The sequence below is a fragment of the Desulfoprunum sp. genome, from assembly GCF_053613775.1.
The window spans coordinates 419,806-436,218 of the sequence record NZ_JBSHXH010000008.1 but is presented as its reverse complement, the minus strand read 5'-3'; the positions used below and the strand labels follow the sequence as shown (position 1 = coordinate 436,218).

At 63.7% G+C, this 16,413-nt stretch carries 13 protein-coding genes; 11 read left to right on the top strand and 2 right to left on the bottom strand.

Going from position 1 to position 16,413, the window contains the following annotated elements:
- The first annotated feature begins 4 nt into the window (after window positions 1–4).
- From ACWGKN_RS16740 to ACWGKN_RS16720, 5 genes are all read left to right on the top strand, one after another.
- The gene (locus ACWGKN_RS16740) at window positions 5–1,588 is read left to right on the top strand and encodes a KamA family radical SAM protein (RefSeq protein ID WP_452095664.1); all 1,584 of its coding nucleotides are present in this window, start codon (window positions 5–7) and stop codon (window positions 1,586–1,588) included.
- Window positions 1,557–2,762, top strand: coding sequence for a M20 family metallopeptidase (locus ACWGKN_RS16735; RefSeq protein WP_452095663.1), 1,206 nt, complete (start codon window positions 1,557–1,559; stop codon window positions 2,760–2,762). The genes ACWGKN_RS16740 and ACWGKN_RS16735 overlap by 32 nt, the downstream gene beginning before the upstream one ends.
- 308 nt (window positions 2,763–3,070) lie before the next feature.
- Window positions 3,071–4,054 (top strand): TAXI family TRAP transporter solute-binding subunit, encoded by a 984-nt coding sequence (locus ACWGKN_RS16730; RefSeq protein WP_035228257.1) that lies wholly within the window; start codon window positions 3,071–3,073, stop codon window positions 4,052–4,054.
- A gap of 175 nt (window positions 4,055–4,229) precedes the next feature.
- A complete protein-coding gene (locus tag ACWGKN_RS16725; protein WP_052159812.1) occupies window positions 4,230–6,842 on the top strand; it encodes a TRAP transporter permease in 2,613 nt (870 codons plus the stop codon).
- 31 nt (window positions 6,843–6,873) lie between these two features.
- Window positions 6,874–7,368: a universal stress protein gene (locus ACWGKN_RS16720; RefSeq protein ID WP_035228260.1), complete on the top strand. Its 495-nt coding sequence runs from the start codon at window positions 6,874–6,876 to the stop codon at window positions 7,366–7,368.
- A 107-nt stretch (window positions 7,369–7,475) separates the two neighbouring features.
- On the opposite strand, the gene ACWGKN_RS16715 is transcribed toward ACWGKN_RS16720, so the two are convergent.
- Together ACWGKN_RS16715 and ACWGKN_RS16710 are read right to left on the bottom strand one after the other, a co-directional pair.
- The gene (locus ACWGKN_RS16715; protein WP_035228263.1) at window positions 7,476–7,910 is read right to left on the bottom strand and encodes a PaaI family thioesterase; all 435 of its coding nucleotides are present in this window, start codon (window positions 7,908–7,910) and stop codon (window positions 7,476–7,478) included.
- 94 nt (window positions 7,911–8,004) lie between these two features.
- Window positions 8,005–8,358 (bottom strand): DUF488 domain-containing protein, encoded by a 354-nt coding sequence (locus ACWGKN_RS16710; RefSeq protein WP_035228266.1) that lies wholly within the window; start codon window positions 8,356–8,358, stop codon window positions 8,005–8,007.
- Window positions 8,359–8,667: 309 nt separating this feature from the next.
- Between ACWGKN_RS16710 and rsmB the strand changes: the two genes are divergently transcribed.
- The 6 genes from rsmB to ACWGKN_RS16680 all read left to right on the top strand — a co-directional run bounded on the left by rsmB (window position 8,668) and on the right by ACWGKN_RS16680 (window position 16,379).
- Window positions 8,668–10,044 (top strand): 16S rRNA (cytosine(967)-C(5))-methyltransferase RsmB, encoded by a 1,377-nt coding sequence (rsmB, locus tag ACWGKN_RS16705; protein WP_424255060.1) that lies wholly within the window; start codon window positions 8,668–8,670, stop codon window positions 10,042–10,044.
- A gap of 94 nt (window positions 10,045–10,138) precedes the next feature.
- Window positions 10,139–10,729: a DUF6657 family protein gene (locus tag ACWGKN_RS16700; RefSeq protein ID WP_035228270.1), complete on the top strand. Its 591-nt coding sequence runs from the start codon at window positions 10,139–10,141 to the stop codon at window positions 10,727–10,729.
- A 50-nt stretch (window positions 10,730–10,779) separates the two neighbouring features.
- Window positions 10,780–11,880 carry a M24 family metallopeptidase gene (locus ACWGKN_RS16695; RefSeq protein WP_035228272.1) on the top strand — a complete coding sequence of 367 codons (1,101 nt, stop codon included), beginning with the start codon at window positions 10,780–10,782 and terminating at the stop codon, window positions 11,878–11,880.
- A gap of 262 nt (window positions 11,881–12,142) precedes the next feature.
- Window positions 12,143–12,475 carry a hypothetical protein gene (locus ACWGKN_RS16690; RefSeq protein WP_035228274.1) on the top strand — a complete coding sequence of 111 codons (333 nt, stop codon included), beginning with the start codon at window positions 12,143–12,145 and terminating at the stop codon, window positions 12,473–12,475.
- Window positions 12,476–12,577: 102 nt separating this feature from the next.
- Window positions 12,578–14,845: an aconitate hydratase gene (locus ACWGKN_RS16685; protein ID WP_452095662.1), complete on the top strand. Its 2,268-nt coding sequence runs from the start codon at window positions 12,578–12,580 to the stop codon at window positions 14,843–14,845.
- Window positions 14,846–15,074: 229 nt separating this feature from the next.
- Complete coding sequence (locus tag ACWGKN_RS16680) at window positions 15,075–16,379, top strand: CBS domain-containing protein (protein ID WP_035228278.1); 1,305 nt, start codon at window positions 15,075–15,077, stop codon at window positions 16,377–16,379.
- Window positions 16,380–16,413: the final 34 nt, after the last annotated feature.

Sequence of the window (16,413 nt, the reverse complement as noted above, 5' to 3'; positions counted from 1 at the left end):
AACAATGGATACAGACACCAACGATCGACTGACGAACAACCCACCCCTCGACGACTACACCACGGAACTCCTCGCCACCCTGGCCCAGCCCCTCGCCACCCCCCGGGAGCCGGGGGCAGCGCAGAAAAGCGCGGTCAAGGCAATGTACGCGCGGGCCCGGGAGACGAACCTGACGGCCCCGATCCTCGACCTGTTCGACCGCCTCCTCTCCCTCCACCGGGAGGGCACAGCCGCGCCGGCCGCTTTCGCCATCAGCGGCGGCGACCTGGAGGATCTCGCCGTCAAGCACCAGCAGATCGACGAGCACATGGTCTCGGTCGGCGGCCGCCTGACCCGGGCCCGGCCCATTGCCGCCAGCGCCAATCGCCGGGTCGATGCCTACCTGGCCGCCAAGGGCATCGACGCCCCGAGCGGCATCGAGGTCTGGGACCGGATCCTCGACAATAAGGCCCGGATCATGGCCGCACTGGGCATGGATGAGGCGGCTTGGAACTCCTTTCCCGGCCAGATCCGCCATGCCATCGATTCCGTCGCGGTCCTGGCCCGGCTGATCGACCTGCCGCCGGCCCAGCTGCAATCGATCGCCAAGGTGACCCAATCCTACCGGATGCGCCTGACCCCCTATTACACCAGCCTGATCCTGCCGGGAGCGATCAACGACCCGGTCATGCTGCAGTCGGTGCCGACCGGCGAGATGGTCGAGAACGCCGGGATCGAGATCCCGCCGGTAGCCGCCGACCACTCCCCGGCCCGGCTGATCGACCAGTTCTACCCCCGGGTGCTGACGATCAAGGCCACCAACATGTGCGCCATGTTCTGCACCCACTGCCTCCGTCTGGCCCACATCGGCCGCAGGGACCAGGTGTACGCCAGGGAGGCCTACACCGAGGCGCTCGACTATATCCGGGCCAACAACCGGATCCGCGACGTGCTGATCACCGGCGGCGACGCCTTCGTCCTGCCCAATTCGATGATCAAATGGCTGCTGGCCGAACTGGACGGGATCGACCATGTCCGGCTGAAACGGCTCGGCACCCGGATCCCGGTCACCGCGCCGATGCGGGTCGACGACGAACTGCTCGACATCCTGGAACAGAGCAATGACCGCAAGCCGCTTCGGGTGGTCACCCAGATCAACACCGCCCAGGAGATCACCCCGGTATCGCGCGAGGTCTTCCGCCGGCTGTCGAAACGGACCTTCGCCGTGCTCAACCAGGCCGTGCTGCTCAAGGGCATCAACGACACCCGGGTCAAGATGTGGAAACTGTGCGAGACGGTGCACGAGGCCTATGTCCGGCCCTACTACCTGTTCAACTGCAGCTACCGCAACCCGCAGTTCGCCCACTTCCGCGTCCCCCTCGAGGTCGGCCGGGACATCGTCGAGTCGATGTACGGCAACATCTCCGGCGACGCCATCCCCCGTTACATCGCCACCGCCGGCGGCAAGATCCCGCTGCACCGCTCCAACGTGGTGAGCCGGGCGGGCAACGACGTGATCCTCAGAAAACCGTGGAGCGACGAGGAGGTCAACTATCCCGACGCCGACCCCGAGGTCTATGCCAGTGAACTGTTCGCCTTCAAGCGCTAGGGCGGCGATGCGGGAGGTCATCGACACCTTCTGCCGCCGCGAGGAGGGCGGGATGTTCCGGTTGCTGCAGGAACTGGTCCTCCAGCCCAGTCCGTCCCGGTGCAAGGGGGGGGTGGACGCGGTCGGCACCCGGCTCGCCGCCAGCCTGCAGACCTCCGGGATGGTCCTGGAGACGGCGCGGCAGGCCGAGTTCGGCGATCATCTGCTGTTCCGCACCCCCGCCTGCGGCGACGGCCGGCCGGCGCTGCTTCTCTTCGGCCATATGGACACCGTGTTCCCGCTCGACAGCCCCTTCAACTGGTACAAAGACGAGGACGGCACGGTGTCCGGCCCCGGGGTGATCGACATGAAGGGCGGGCTGGTGGCCGCCGTCTACGCGATCAAGGCCCTGGCTTCGTGTGCTGTTCTGGAGGAGATTCCCCTCACCTTCCTGTGCAACTCCGACGAGGAGATCGGTTCCCCCTCCTCCACCGCCATCTTCCAGGCCGAAGCACAGCGGAGCGTCGCGGCGCTGGGCTTCGAATGCGGCGGCCTGAACGGCGAGGTCGTCACCGGCCGCAAGGGCCGGGCGGGCTACCGCCTGATCGTGACCGGCCGGGCCGGCCATGCCGCCTTCGCCGGGGCCGACAAGGCCAGCGCCATCCTCGAGCTGGCCCACAAGATCATCGCCCTGGAACAGCTCAACGACAGCCGGCGCGGCATCGTCGTCAACGTCGGCCTGATCCAGGGCGGCATCGGCCCCAACACCGTCAGCGACCATGCGACCGCCGAGATCGACACCCGCTTCCTGAGCCGGGCCGATGCGGCGGCGACGGCGGAGCGCTTAGCCGAAATCGCCTCCCTCCCCACGGTCGCCGGCATTACGGCGGAACTGCAGTACGTCGGCGGCCGGCCGCCGATGGAGCAGAACCGCCGCAATTCCGAACTTTTTCAGGGCATCCGCGCCGAGGCGGAGCGGCTCGGCCAGCCTTGCACCGAAGAACTGCGCAGCGGGGTATCCGATGCCAACACCATCGCCCAGCTCGACATCCCGGTGGTCGACGGGATGGGACCGATCGGCGAGGGCGACCACAGCGACCGGGAGTATATGATCAGGGAAAGCCTGCCGGCCCGGGTCCGACTGGCCGCCGGCAGCATCCTGAGAATCTGGGAACAGCGCCTCAGGTCCATTTGACATACCATTTTTGTGGCGGTTACTGCCGTCACGCCGCCGGCAATGGACTTGTAGCAGTCGGTCCGATGTTTTTTAAATAATCGATATCAATATATTTTATGAATTTTCCCATCGGCAGGCGCGGCGGAAAAATCTTGACGAACGGGGAAGTATTGGTGTTTGTTGAAGTCAGGCCAATAACGTACGATGCTGATTGCATTTATCATCCGGGCTTACTCCCGGCCTGATGCACGGCGGGGTACGGTGAACCTTCCCCACAATGGTGCTCCGGTATGTGGGGAGACCACTCAATTCCAAGGAGGAGAACGATGAAAAAGGTTTCAACGTTGTTAACTGCAGTCGCCTTCGGTTTCGTCATGCATTTCGGGGCGGACGTCACCCCGGCCGCCGCCGCTGATCAGAAGTTCATCACCATCGGCACCGGCGGCGTGACCGGCGTCTATTACCCCGCCGGCGGCGCCATCGCCCGCCTCGTCAACAAGGGGAGGAAGGAACACGGGCTGCGGGCCACCGTCGAGAGCACCGGGGGATCGGTGTACAACGTCAACGCCGTCGCTGCCGGCGAGCTCGACTTCGGCGTCGTCCAGTCCGATGTCCAGTATGATGCCCTCAAGGGTATTAACAAGTTCGCCGAAAGCGGCCCGAACAAAGATCTCCGCGCCGTCTTCACCCTCCATCCGGAACCGTTCACCATCGTCGCCCGTGCCGACGCCGGGATCAAGAATTTCGAGGATCTGAAGGGCAAACGGGTCAATATCGGCGATCCCGGTTCCGGCCAGCGCAGCACCATGGAGGCGGTCATGGCCAAGCTCGGCTGGAAGATGGGAGACTTCAAGCTGGCCTCCGAGCTGAAGGCCGCCGAGATGGCCGGCGCCCTGTGCGACAACAAGATCGACGCCTTCGCCTACACTGTCGGCCATCCCAACGGCTCGATCCAGGAAGCCCACACCGCCTGCGACGCTGTCCTGGTCAACGTCACCGGCCCGGCCATCGCCGAATTTGTGGCCGCCAACCCCTACTACAGCGAAGCCACGATCCCCGCCGGCATGTACCGCGGCAACGCCGCCGACACCAAGACCTTCGGCGTCAGCGCCACGATCGTCTCCTCCGCCCAGGTCCCGGCCGAGACGGTCTATCAGGTGGTCAAGGCCGTTTTCGAAAACTTCGACGAGTTCAAGCAGCTCCACCCGGCCTTCGCCAACCTCGACAAGAAACACATGGTCAAGGATGCCCTGTCGGCGCCGCTGCATGATGGAGCGGCGAAGTACTTCAAGGAAGCGGGTCTGATGTAGGCCCGACCAAAACTTGGCGGGGACGAATCGGCTGGTACCGACACTCGCCCCGCCTCTGCAGCCCGGGGCTTTTTCATCGATCGTTTCTCTTTTCTCCCGGCCGCCCGCATCGCCGCCGGTGCGCCTCGCCTGAATCGACGCGGTGAGGTGTGACGCCGATACAATCCAACAGGAAATGACTATGGCGACCGTGACTCAAGATCTCCTGACGGCAGAAAAACTGGAACAGATGGTGGCCGAGATCGACAGCGGCGGCCGCGCCCCGCACGGCAGCATTTCCAAAGGAGTGCTGTTTTTCGTCCCCCTGCTGTGGAGCCTGTTCCAGCTGTGGTATTCATCGCCGCTGCCGTTTCTCCTCGATTTCTTTGTCATCAACGATACCCAGGCCCGTTCCATCCATCTCGCCTTTGCGATGTTTCTGGCCTATACCGCCTTCCCGACCTTCAAATCGTCGCCCCGGCGGTACATTCCCGTCCAGGACTGGGTCCTGGCCCTCGTCGCCGCCTTCACCGCCGCCTACATCTACCTCAACTACGCCGGGCTCTCGACCCGGCCGGGAGCTCCGACCACCTTCGACCTGATGGTGTCCGCGGTCGGTATCATCCTGCTCCTGGAGGCGACCCGCCGCGCCCTCGGCCCGCCGTTGATGGTCATCGGCACCCTGTTCATCATCTACGCCTTCGCCGGCCCCCACATGCCCGATGTCATCGCCCACAAGGGGGCGAGCCTGATCAAGGGCATGTCCCATTACTGGCTGTCCACCGAGGGGGTCTTCGGCGTCGCCCTCGGGGTCTCGACCGGCATGGTCTTCATGTTCGTCCTCTTCGGCTCGCTGCTGGAGAAGGCCGGCGCCGGCAATTACTTCATCAAGGTCGCCTTCGCCGGCCTCGGCCATATGCGCGGCGGGCCGGCCAAGGCCGCCGTCCTGTCCTCGGCGATGACCGGGATGATCTCCGGCTCGTCGATTGCCAATGTCGTCACCACCGGCACCTTCACCATTCCGCTGATGAAGAAGGTCGGGTTCACCCCGGAGAAGGCCGGCGGCATCGAGTGCGCCTCGTCGGTCAACGGCCAGATCACCCCGCCGGTCATGGGCGCCGCCGCCTTCCTGATGGTCGAATACGTCGGCATCCCCTATCTCGATGTGATCAAGCACGCCGCCCTGCCGGCCTTCATCGCCTACGCCGCCCTGCTCTACATCGTCCACCTCGAGGCCTGCAAGATGGGCCTGCAGGGCCTGAAAAAACGGCATAAAAAGACCTTGGCCCAGTCGCTGCTGGGCGTGGTTTCCACCCTGGTGGTGACCATTTTGATAGGTATCGGCACATATTACGGTCTGGGCTGGATCAAGACCGCCACCGGGGAAGCGGCAGTGTACGTGGTCGCCGTCCTCGCCGTCCTCGCCTATCTGGCTCTCCTCTATGTCGCCTGCCGGGTGCCGGAACTCGAGATCAGCACCGATATGACCGAATTGCCCGACCTCGGACCGACCGTTCAGGCCGGCCTGTACTTCCTCCTGCCGGTGGTGGTGCTGATGTGGTGCCTGACGGTCGAGCAGCTCTCACCCTCGCTGTCGGTGTTCTGGGCCACCGTGCTGTTGCTGGTGATCGTCGTCACTCAAAGGCCGATCAAGGGGATGTTCCGTCGGATCCAGGATGAGGAGTTCACTTTCCGCCACGGCCTTGACGATCTGATCACTGGCATGGTCGCCGGCGGCCGCAACATGATCGGCATCGGAGTGGCCACCGCCGCCGCCGGCATCGTCGTCGGCACCGTCACCTTGACCGGGATCGCCCTGGTCATGACCGAGTTCGTCGAATTCATCTCGCTCGGCAACATGGCCCTGACCCTGATCTTCACCGCCCTGTTCAGCATCATCCTCGGGATGGGCCTGCCGACCACCGCCAACTACATCGTCGTCTCGACGCTGATGGCGCCGGTCATCGTCAGCCTCGGCGCCCAGAACGGGCTGCTCATCCCGCTGGTCGCCGTCCATCTGTTCGTCTTCTACTTCGGGGTACTGGCCGACGACACCCCTCCGGTCGGGCTGGCCGCCTTCGCCGCCGCCGGCATCTCCGGCGGCGACCCGATCCGCACCGGCATCCAGGGCTTCATGTACGACATCCGCACCGCCATCCTGCCCTTCGTCTTCATCTACAACACCGAACTGCTGATGATCGGCATCGGCTCGCCATTCCACTTCACCGTTGTCGTCTTCGGCGCCATGATCGCGATGCTGGCCTTCGCCTCGGCGACCCAGAACTACATGCTGACCCGCAACAAGCTGTGGGAATCCGGGCTGCTGCTGCTGGTGGCCTTCACCCTGTTTCGCCCTGGTTTTTTCTGGGACATGATCTATCCGGAACTGGAGACTCGGCCCGCTGCCGAATTGGAGCAGTTCGTCAGCGACCTGCCCTCAGGCAAGCAGCTGCGCCTGACCTTGAAGGGCGAGAAGACGAACGGTGACGAATTCACCATGGTGGTGTCGCTTGCGGCCGGGAAAAAGGCGCCGGCCGAGGAGCGACTGCTGACGATGGGCTTCGGCACCCGCAACGAGGACGGCCGGGTCTTCATCGACAATGTCGTCTTCAACAGCCCGGCGCAGAAGGCGGGGATCGACTGGGACCAGGAGATTGTCAGTATCCAGACCCTGACCGATCGGCCGCGCAAGCAGTGGATGTTCATCCCGGCACTGGCCCTGCTCGCCCTGGTCTGGGTGTCACAGAAGCGACGGGCCGGGCGTAGTGCCGGGCCACAGGTCAACGGCCCCACGCCGGCGGTCAGTTGAAATAAATGGATATGCTCACCCAGGTAACGACATGATAAAGAAAATTCTGGTCCCCATCGCCTTCTCGCGGTTCACCGAAGGGATGCTGCGGTTCGCCGCCGAAATCGCCGGCGCCTGCGGCGCCGAGCTGCAGCTCATCAACGTCATCAACGAGCGCGACCTCGAGGCGGTGCAGAAGATCACCGCCTTCGGCTACAAGGTCGACACCGAGCACTACCTCCAGACCCTCATCCAGGAACGGCGGGAGGAGATGACCCGTCTCCTGGCAAAGGTCGGGCTGAACGGCGACGAGGTGCCCTTCCATTTCGAGGTCGGCAATCCGGCCGAGAAATTACTGCAGCTGGTGGTGAAGGAAAACATCGATGCGGTGGTGATGGGGGTGAAGAACCGGGACATCAGCACCCTGTTCACCGGTTCGGTGGCCGAACGGGTATTTCATCGCTGTCCGGTCACGGTGATCAGCTATCGCGACCCGGAGATCGCCACCCACATGCGCAAGCGGATCGTGAAGCATATGGGTGCATAAATATCCGATATCACAGGTATCTCATCATCGATGGACCCAGGCGGCCAGGACCGCATGCCGGGTCACCGCGTTGAAGACGGCGGCAATCGCCGCCGCAGGATGATTGGCTAATCCGTCAGACCGGTTTCTTCGCGCGCGATCATCGTGGCCAGCATCGTCGCCACCAGTTTCTCCTTGCCCCCCTTGACCGCATGCACTTCTCCGAAGCAGACCGTCAAGGTGCGGCCCGGTTTGAGCACGCGGCCTCGGGCAACCAGTTTTTCGCCCTCGGCCGGCGAGAGGAAATTGACTTTATATTCGGCGGTCAGCACCGCGGCCGAGGCGGGCATCCGGGTCAGCGCGGCGTAACCGCAGGCGGTATCGACGATCATGGTCACCACCCCGGCATGGACGAAGCCATGCTGCTGGGTCAGATCGGATCGAAACGGCAACTCGATGGTCACGGCGCCTTTTTCGACCCTGGTGACGGATGCGCCAATCGTGGCCATCGCGGTTTGACGGGCAAAACTGTCTTTTATGCGCTTCTCGATAGTGGCTTCCATGATGGCTCCCTGGCAGACCGACAGGTTGAGGGTTGGAGGTTGCGCTGCCGCGGATTGAACGCCGGCGTAGACGAATTGATTTCGGTGTCGCCAATTACCGCGAAACCATCCCGATATATTCCAATAAAGCGACAGCGTGGTTGTATTCCAACGCCTTCGCCGCATAGGGCAGGGTGACCTTGCCGTATTTTACATGCTCCAACAACTCATCGACTGCTTCTTTGTGACCATCGAGTTCGGCGAAGTACCGTTGTTTGAATTCCGGCCACTTCTCCAGCTCATGATGATACCACTTGCGAAGCCCATGGGACGGCGCTGCCGCTTTCAGCCAGACATCAACCTGAGCATCACTCTTTGACAGGCCTCTCGGCCACAGCCGATCGACCAGGATCCGCAACCCATCCTCAGTATCCGGTTTCTGGTAGATTCGCTTGATGGCAACATTCATGGCTGAAGAACCTCGGGCAGAAGACGGTCGATCTCCCATCCTGCAGAAGTTACAAGAACCAGAGGGTAATATCATCAGCATACTCACCCCCCGGCGATTGACAAGGGGGGGGGACAGGACGGGCATCGCGGCAGACGATCGTCCCGCCATCCTCTCGCCACCTTACGGTTTGTCGGGGCTACTTTCCGTTTGCTTTTCATCCTCTTCCCAGGTAACTGTAGATTCGCACCGCCGCGGCCGTCCGACCGGCTTGCGGTGCGCAATTGATCAATTGCCCACGCCTCAACCCTCACCCGACCACCCGTAGCCGTGCCCAGAATACCGAAAACAACCCGGAGACCCCCGAAAACCGCCCGTTATGGTGCCATCGAAACCCTCTGCCGGATACAGCGGAGCCGTGCCCCGGTCAAGCCGCTGCTCGAAGGGATCGGCGCCGAATGCCGACTGACGGCGGCTGACCGTAGCCTGGCGATGAACATGGTGTACGGGGTCCTGCGCCGACGCCAGTATCTGGAATGCCTCATCGGACATCTCTGCCGCCACCCCCTGCACAAACTCGACCCCTTTGTCCTGCACGGCCTGGAGGTCGGACTGTTCCAGCTCTTGTTCCTCGACCGCATCCCGGAATCGGCGGCGGTCAACGAAACGATCAACGCGTTGAAGGCGGCCGGCCTGCCCGAACGGCTGCAGGGCTTTGTCAACGGCATCCTGCGGGAAAGCATCCGGCAGCGGGCGACCCTGCCCGGCCCCGACACCGATCCCGATTCCGGTCGGCCCTGGCTCAACCATCCGCCCTGGCTCACCGAACGCTGGCGCAAACGGTTCGGGGAGGCGGAGATGCGGCGCATCTGTGCCGGCAACAGCGCCGAGCCCCTGCTCGTGCTGAAGATCAACACGGCAGCAACAACGCGGGAGCAGTACCGGATGCGTCTCGCCGAGGCGGGCATCGCCTGCCGCGACGGCCTTTTTGCCCCGCAGGCCCTGGCCCTGCCTGGCTACCAGGGCGCCATTCCCCTCCTCCCGGGATATGGCGAGGGCCACTTCCTGGTCCAGGACGAGGCGACCCAGCTGGCCCCCCTGCTGCTCGGCCCGTTCCGCCCCAGGGGACGCTACCTCGACGCCTGCGCCGGCATCGGCGGCAAGACCTGCACGCTCGTCGAGATGGAGCCGGAACTCGGGCTCCGCACCACCGCCCTCGAACCGGAGGCGCATCGCTACCGCAGGTTGGGGGAAAATCTGGCGCGCCTGTACCCCGGCAACGGCTGCACGACACGGCAGTGCAGCCTGCAGGATTTCGCCGCCGCCGGTGCTGAATCCTTCGACGGAGTGCTGGTCGACGCCCCCTGTTCCGGCACCGGCGTCACCGGCCGGCATCCGGATATCCGCTGGAACCGGGCGGAGGCCGATCTTGGCCGCTACCAGGCCGTTCAGCTGGAGATCCTCACTCAGGCTGCCGCCCTGGTGGCCGCGGGCGGGGTGCTGGTGTATGCCACCTGCTCCCTCGAACCGGAGGAGAACGAGGAAGTCATCCACCTCTTTCTCGACCGGCACGTCGATTTCCGGCTCACCGCTCCCGAACCGCTGCTGCCGCCCGCCGCAGGCCGGTTCGTCGGGGATCGCTTCTTCTGTCCCCGGCCCGATGCCACCATCGACGGCTTTTTCGCCGCCCGCCTCATCCGCCGCTAGCCGTCATCCTTTTCCTTTGCCATCGCTGCTGTGCTGTTGTACATTTTGACGACGCTGCATTACATCACTCAATCATTTGACAGGCAGGTTTTCAATGGCAGAAATCAAGAGCACCATGGACATGGTCATGGAACGGGCGGCACGCATGACCGCCTCCTCCAGTCCCCAGACCGACAATGAAGATATGCAGAAAAAGGGGATGCGGCTGGCCGCCGAGTTCCTCAACGGCAAGGTCTCCGACCTTACCTCGACGCTCGCGGAACTGGCACCGGCCGAGCAGGCGGCAGTCCGCCAGGGCATGATCGAAACCCTCCTCCGCAATATCACCCTCCCCCGTGATGAGCAGCTCAAGACGACCAGCCTCCTCGCCCTCAAGGGCATCATCGCACTGGGCGGGAGCCAGATTGCCCCGGTCAGCGCCGAACTGCAGCAGCTGCTCGAGCAGTACAGCCAGCACAAGGAGCAGTCCATCAAACAGCTCGATGACGCCATCAGAACCCAACTCGGCCAGCAGATGGCACGCAGGGGCGGAGAGGCAACGCAGGCGGCCGCGCTCAATCCCGCCCTGCACCCGCAATATCGGGAAGAGCTGGCGCGGATGCAGAGCGATCTCAACAACCAGTACACCCAGGCCTTCGATCAGCGCAAGGAGTTGATCAGGCAGGCCATCGTCCCCCGGCGATAACGCCATCCCCGCTCGCCGGCCGGGATCAATTCCTCCACCTCCACGGTATCATGGACTATTCAAGACGGGTCGAGAAACTGCAGGCTATCCTCCGCCGCCAGAAGATGGACGCCCTGCTCGTCACCCAGCCGGAGAACCGGCGCTACCTGAGCGGCTATACCGGGAGTGATCATGGGATCGGCGAGACCTCGGGCGTCCTGCTCGTCCCGGCCCGAGGGGGGATCTTTCTGCTGACCGATTTCCGCTACCGGATCCAGGCCGAGCAGGATGTGCCGTGGGCGACCGTCCTGCTCTACCCCCGCGGCCTGCTGCTGCTCCTGCCCCGCCTGCTGGAGGATCTGGGTATCAGGAAGCTGGCCTTCGAGAGCCACTATATGCTGCACTCGACCGCGGCGATGCTGGCCCAGGCCCTGGCAAAGGTCGGCATTACCACTACCCCCCTCAAGGGGCTGGTCGAGAAGATGCGGTTGATCAAGGACGAGGCGGAAATCGACTGCATCCGCCGATCCGTCCAGCTGAACGAAGAGGTGTTCGGCGAGGTCTTTCCCTCCATCCAACCAGGCCAGACCGAGATCGAGATCGCCCTGGCCATCGAAACCACGATGCGGCGGAAGGGGGCGGAGCAGCCGAGCTTTTCGTCGATCGTCGCCTCGGCCGACCGCAGCGCCCTGCCCCATGCCGTCCCCGGCGGCCTGCCGGTCGAGAAGAACCGCCCGTTGACCATCGATATGGGCCTGGTCCTCAACGGCTACTGCTCCGATATGACCCGGACCTTCGTCCCGGGCCGGGCCGACGCCAGGTATCTGGAACTGCACCGCCTGGTGCGCCGGGCACAGCTGGCCGGGATGCAGGCGATCCGGGCCGGGGTCAAGGCCGGTGAGGTCGACCGGGCGGCCCGGGCGGTCATCGCCGGGGCCGGCTACGGCGACGCCTTCGGCCATGCCCTGGGCCACGGCGTCGGCCTCGCCGTCCACGAGGATCCCCGCCTCTCATCGCTGAACCATAAACAGCTCAGGGCCGGCATGGTGGTCACCGTCGAGCCCGGCGTCTACATTGCCGGCTGGGGCGGAATCCGGCTCGAAAACATGGTGGTCGTCCGCGAGGAAGGGTGCGAAAACCTCAACAGCGATACGACCTGGCTCGACCTTTGATCACCCCGGACACCTCGTCCTCGTTACCAAAGTTCGCTCCACGCCCTCGAGAGACACGTGCTGCCGATATGAGCGCCGCATGCCCTCTATCGGCAACTGGTGCTGACTTTTTATAGCATTTTTCGCCATGGCCGGATACGTTTGCCGACGGGGTACGGGTATCCCTTCTGCCTGCAGAGGCCGCTTCGGCCCTCCGGCGGTCAACAGCCGTCCCTGGACATATCCTTGGCTCCACCAATCAATCAAGACACCGGAACTCACGATGCGCCAACTGGTTATCGACGAATTGTCGCCGATGGAGAGAGACAATATCGACTCCTACCTCAAGCGAACCCTCAAACCGGGACCGGTAATCGGTCTCTATTGGCTTCCCCTGCCGCCCGATCTGTTGTCCCCGATCCAGCACGAGCACCGGCAATGCAGCCCTTTCCACATCGGCATCGAAGTGGAGAGGGACCAGGTCCGCTTCGAATTCCTGGTCCGCAGCACCGGCAAGCTGCACTGTCCCTGTACTGCCTACGCCACCCCCCGACAGCGACAGTTCATCATCGATTACATCGACCGGATGCTCGAAGAGGAACATATCCGGGCATGAGCCTCGCGCCTCTGTAAACCTCGCGTCTCTGTATGATTCCGTCCTTCATCGTCTCGATCTCCAGTCGAGACGGACAGTCCTCTTTGTATCAGGAGATTTCCGATGACCGCAGTTGATTCGACCGCCGATCACATAGAATCCGTGTACCGGAAAATGGAAACGGCTCTCGCCATTGTCAGGAAAAGACTGGCCCGCCCCCTGACCTTTGCCGAAAAGATCCTCTATGGCCACCTCGATGCCCCGGCTGCGGCCGAGCTCGAGGCAGGCAGCTCCTATATCAAGACCAGGCCGGACCGGGTCGCCCTTCAGGATGCAACGGCCCAGATGGCCATCCTCCAGTTCATGCTCGCCGGCAAGGACGAGGCCGCGGTACCGGTCACCGTTCACTGCGATCATCTGATCCGGGCCCACCGCGGGGCGGGTCCCGATCTCTCCCTCGCCCGGATCGAGAATCGGGAAGTCTACGATTTCCTGGCCTCGGCGTCGCAGCGCTACGGTTTCGGCTGCTGGCTGCCCGGTGCCGGTATCATTCACCAGGTTATTCTCGAACGCTACGCCTTCCCCGGCCTGATGATGCTCGGCACCGATTCCCACACCCCCAACGCCGGCGGTCTCGGCGTCTTCGCTTCCGGCGTCGGCGGCGCCGACGCGGTCGACGTGATGGTCGGCATGCCCTGGGAGGTCCTCCACCCGCGGATCGTCGGGGTGCATCTCAAAGGCCGGCTGCGCGGCTGGGCCGCCCCGAAGGACATCATCCTCCGGCTGCTGGCCCAGCTGACCTGTGCCGGCGGTACCAACCGGGTCTTCGAATATTTCGGCGATGGCGTCGAGACCATCTCCGCCACCGGCAAGAGCACGATCTGCAATATGGGGGCCGAGCTGGGGGCCACGACCTCGCTGTTCCCACTCGACCGCCGCATGAAGTTGTTTCTCGAATCCTGCGGCCGCCTGGAGGCGGCCGAGCTCGCCGAGCGACATGCCGATCTCCTCCAGGCCGATCCCGGGGTGCTGGCCGACCCGGCGAGCTGTTTCGCCGAGATCGTCGAGATCGATCTCGATACCCTCGAGCCCCATGTCGTCGGCCCCCATTCGCCCGACCGGACAGCCACCGTCAGCCGGATGGCCGCCCATATCACCGAAGGGGGCTGCCCGGAGAAAGTCTCCTACGCCATGATCGGCTCCTGCACCAACTCCTCCTACGAGGACATGGAAAAAATTGCGGCGATGGCCGGACAGCTGGCCGACCACGGGCTGCGCCTGAAGACCCCGTTGCTGATCACCCCCGGATCGGAACAGGTGCGGGCGACGATCGAACGCGACGGCCAGTTGGCGAAGCTCGAAGCGGTCGGGGCGACGGTACTCGCCAATGCCTGCGGGCCCTGCATCGGCCAGTGGAACCGGGAAGGACTGGAGAAAGGGGTCGCCAATTCGATCATCACCTCCTATAACCGCAACTTCCCGAAACGCAACGACGGCAACCCCGGGACCTGCTGTTTTATCGCCAGTCCCGAGACCTGCCTGGCCTACGCTATCCACGGCAGCTTCAGCCGTGATCCTTACTCGACCGGGATCACGGCCGCCGACGGGACCACCTTCCGGCTCAGTCCACCGGAATCCGTCAACGAGGTGCCGCAGACCGGATTCGTCCGGGATGCCGCCGGCTTTCTCGCCCCGCCCGACGACAGGGGGCAGGTCGGGATTCAGATCAGACCGGGCTCGGAGCGACTGGCATTGCTGGAACCATTCCCGCCCTGGAGCGGTGCCGATCTGCTCAACCTGCGGCTGTTGCTGAAGGCCAGGGGCAAGTGCACGACCGACCATATCTCGCCGGCCGGCCCCTGGCTCCGATTCAGGGGGCACCTCGACAATATCTCCGACAACATCTTCAATGGGGCGGTCAACGCCTTCAGCGGCGAGGCGGGCAAGGCGGTCAACGGGTTGACCGGCGAGACCCAGGCCTACAACGAGATCGCCAGGGCCTACAAGGGAGCGGGCGAAAACTGGGTCGTGGTCGGGGATACCAATTACGGCGAGGGCTCGTCACGGGAGCATGCGGCGATGAGCCCGCGCCACATGGGCGGGCTGGCGGTCATCACCCGGTCGTTCGCCCGCATCCACGAGACCAACCTGAAGAAGCAGGGCGTCCTGCCCCTGACCTTCGCCCGGCCCGAGGATTACGACCTCGTCCAGGACGGCGACCGACTCGATCTCCTCGGGCTCACCGAACTGGCCCCCGGCAGCACTGTCCGGCTGATCCTCCACCACCGCGACGGTTCGACCTCGGAAAGTATCCTCAGGCACTCCCTCAACGCCGAACAGATCACCTGGTTCAGGGCCGGTTCGGCGCTCAACTCCCTGCGACGGGTGTGAAATATCCCGTCTCCCCGGTGGATCCAGGCCGGGGAGACGGTGTTCCTGGCAACATGGAGTCGCCCCCGGACCACCTCCTCCTCGATCCGTCGGGCGCTGTGTGTTTCCCATTGTTAAATCCGCGTTGTATTCTATGATATGGGAAAGACGAAGGCAGGGGCAGAGAACGCCCCACCGCGCACGCAGCTATCGACATCCACTCCCCGGCGGGCGAACGCCATTTCACCGTATGCAAATCATAACCACCCATAAAAACACCGATTTTGACGGACTGGCCTCGGTCATCGCCGGAACCCTGCTCTACCCCAATGCGGTAGGCGTGATTCCCAAGATGGTCAACCCCAACGTCGCCCGCTTCCTGTCCACGCACAAGACCGCCTTCAACATCATCCTGCCGCATGAGGTCGAACCCGACCTGATCGACACCCTGATCGTCGTCGATACCGACCGGTGGCAGCAGCTGGACCGGATGGACAGGCTGAAGAACCGCAACGATCTCGAGATCCACCTCTGGGACCACCACCTCAACGGTGGCGATATTCACTACCACTGGTGCCGCCAGGAGGCCATCGGCGCCACCGTCACCCTGATGGTGCGGGAACTGAAAAAACGGGTCATGGACCTCTCGCCGCTCGTGTCGACGGTCATGCTGATCGGACTGTACGAGGACACCGGCCACCTCACCTACCCCTCGACCACGGCCGAGGACGCCCACGCCGCCGCCTATCTGCTGGAAAACGGGGCCGATCTCCATGTCGCCGGGTTTTTCCTCAACCCGCCCTACGAGGAAAAGCAGAAGGAGATCCTGTTCGAGCTGATGAAGGGGACCGACAAGCGCAGGCTCAACGACTGCTCGGTGGCGATCAATGTCGTCAGGCTCAACGACAAGGTGGTGGCGCTGGCCAACGTCGTCAACATGTACCGCAAGATCGTCAACGTCGATGCGGTCTTCGTCATCTTCGCCAACGAGGCCGACGCCAGCAGCTCGGTCATCGCCCGCAGCGGCGTCGACCGCATCGACGTCGGCCAGATCATGAAGTCCTTCGGCGGCGGCGGCCACTCCGGGGCCGGGTCGGCCACGGTCAAGTTCAGGGAGTATGGCCCGGAGGCGCTGAAGCAGGCGATCATCGACCGGATCGAAAGAGGGCGGAAAGAGGCGGTCAAGGTGTCGGACATCATGTCCTTCCCGGTAACGACCGTGCCCCCCGACACCACCATGCGCGAAGTCCATGCGATCATGGCCGAGCAGAAGATTCGGGGCGTACTCGTCGCCGAGAACGGACAACTGCAGGGGATCATCGTCCTCTGGGATTTCAAGCGGGTGAGGCAGGAGCGGCAGTGGGACAGCCCGGTCAAGGCCTTTATGGCCCGCGACATCACGACCATCGCCCCCGATGCCCCGCCGACCAAGGCGGCGCAGATCATGGTCACCAACAATATCGGCCACGTCCCAGTGGTCCTGGACGGCGAGGTGATCGGTATCGTCACCCGCACCGACATCCTTACCTACTACTACGACCTCCTCCCCGACTGATCCATGCCCCGGCCACGACGGGCGTGGCCGGGGT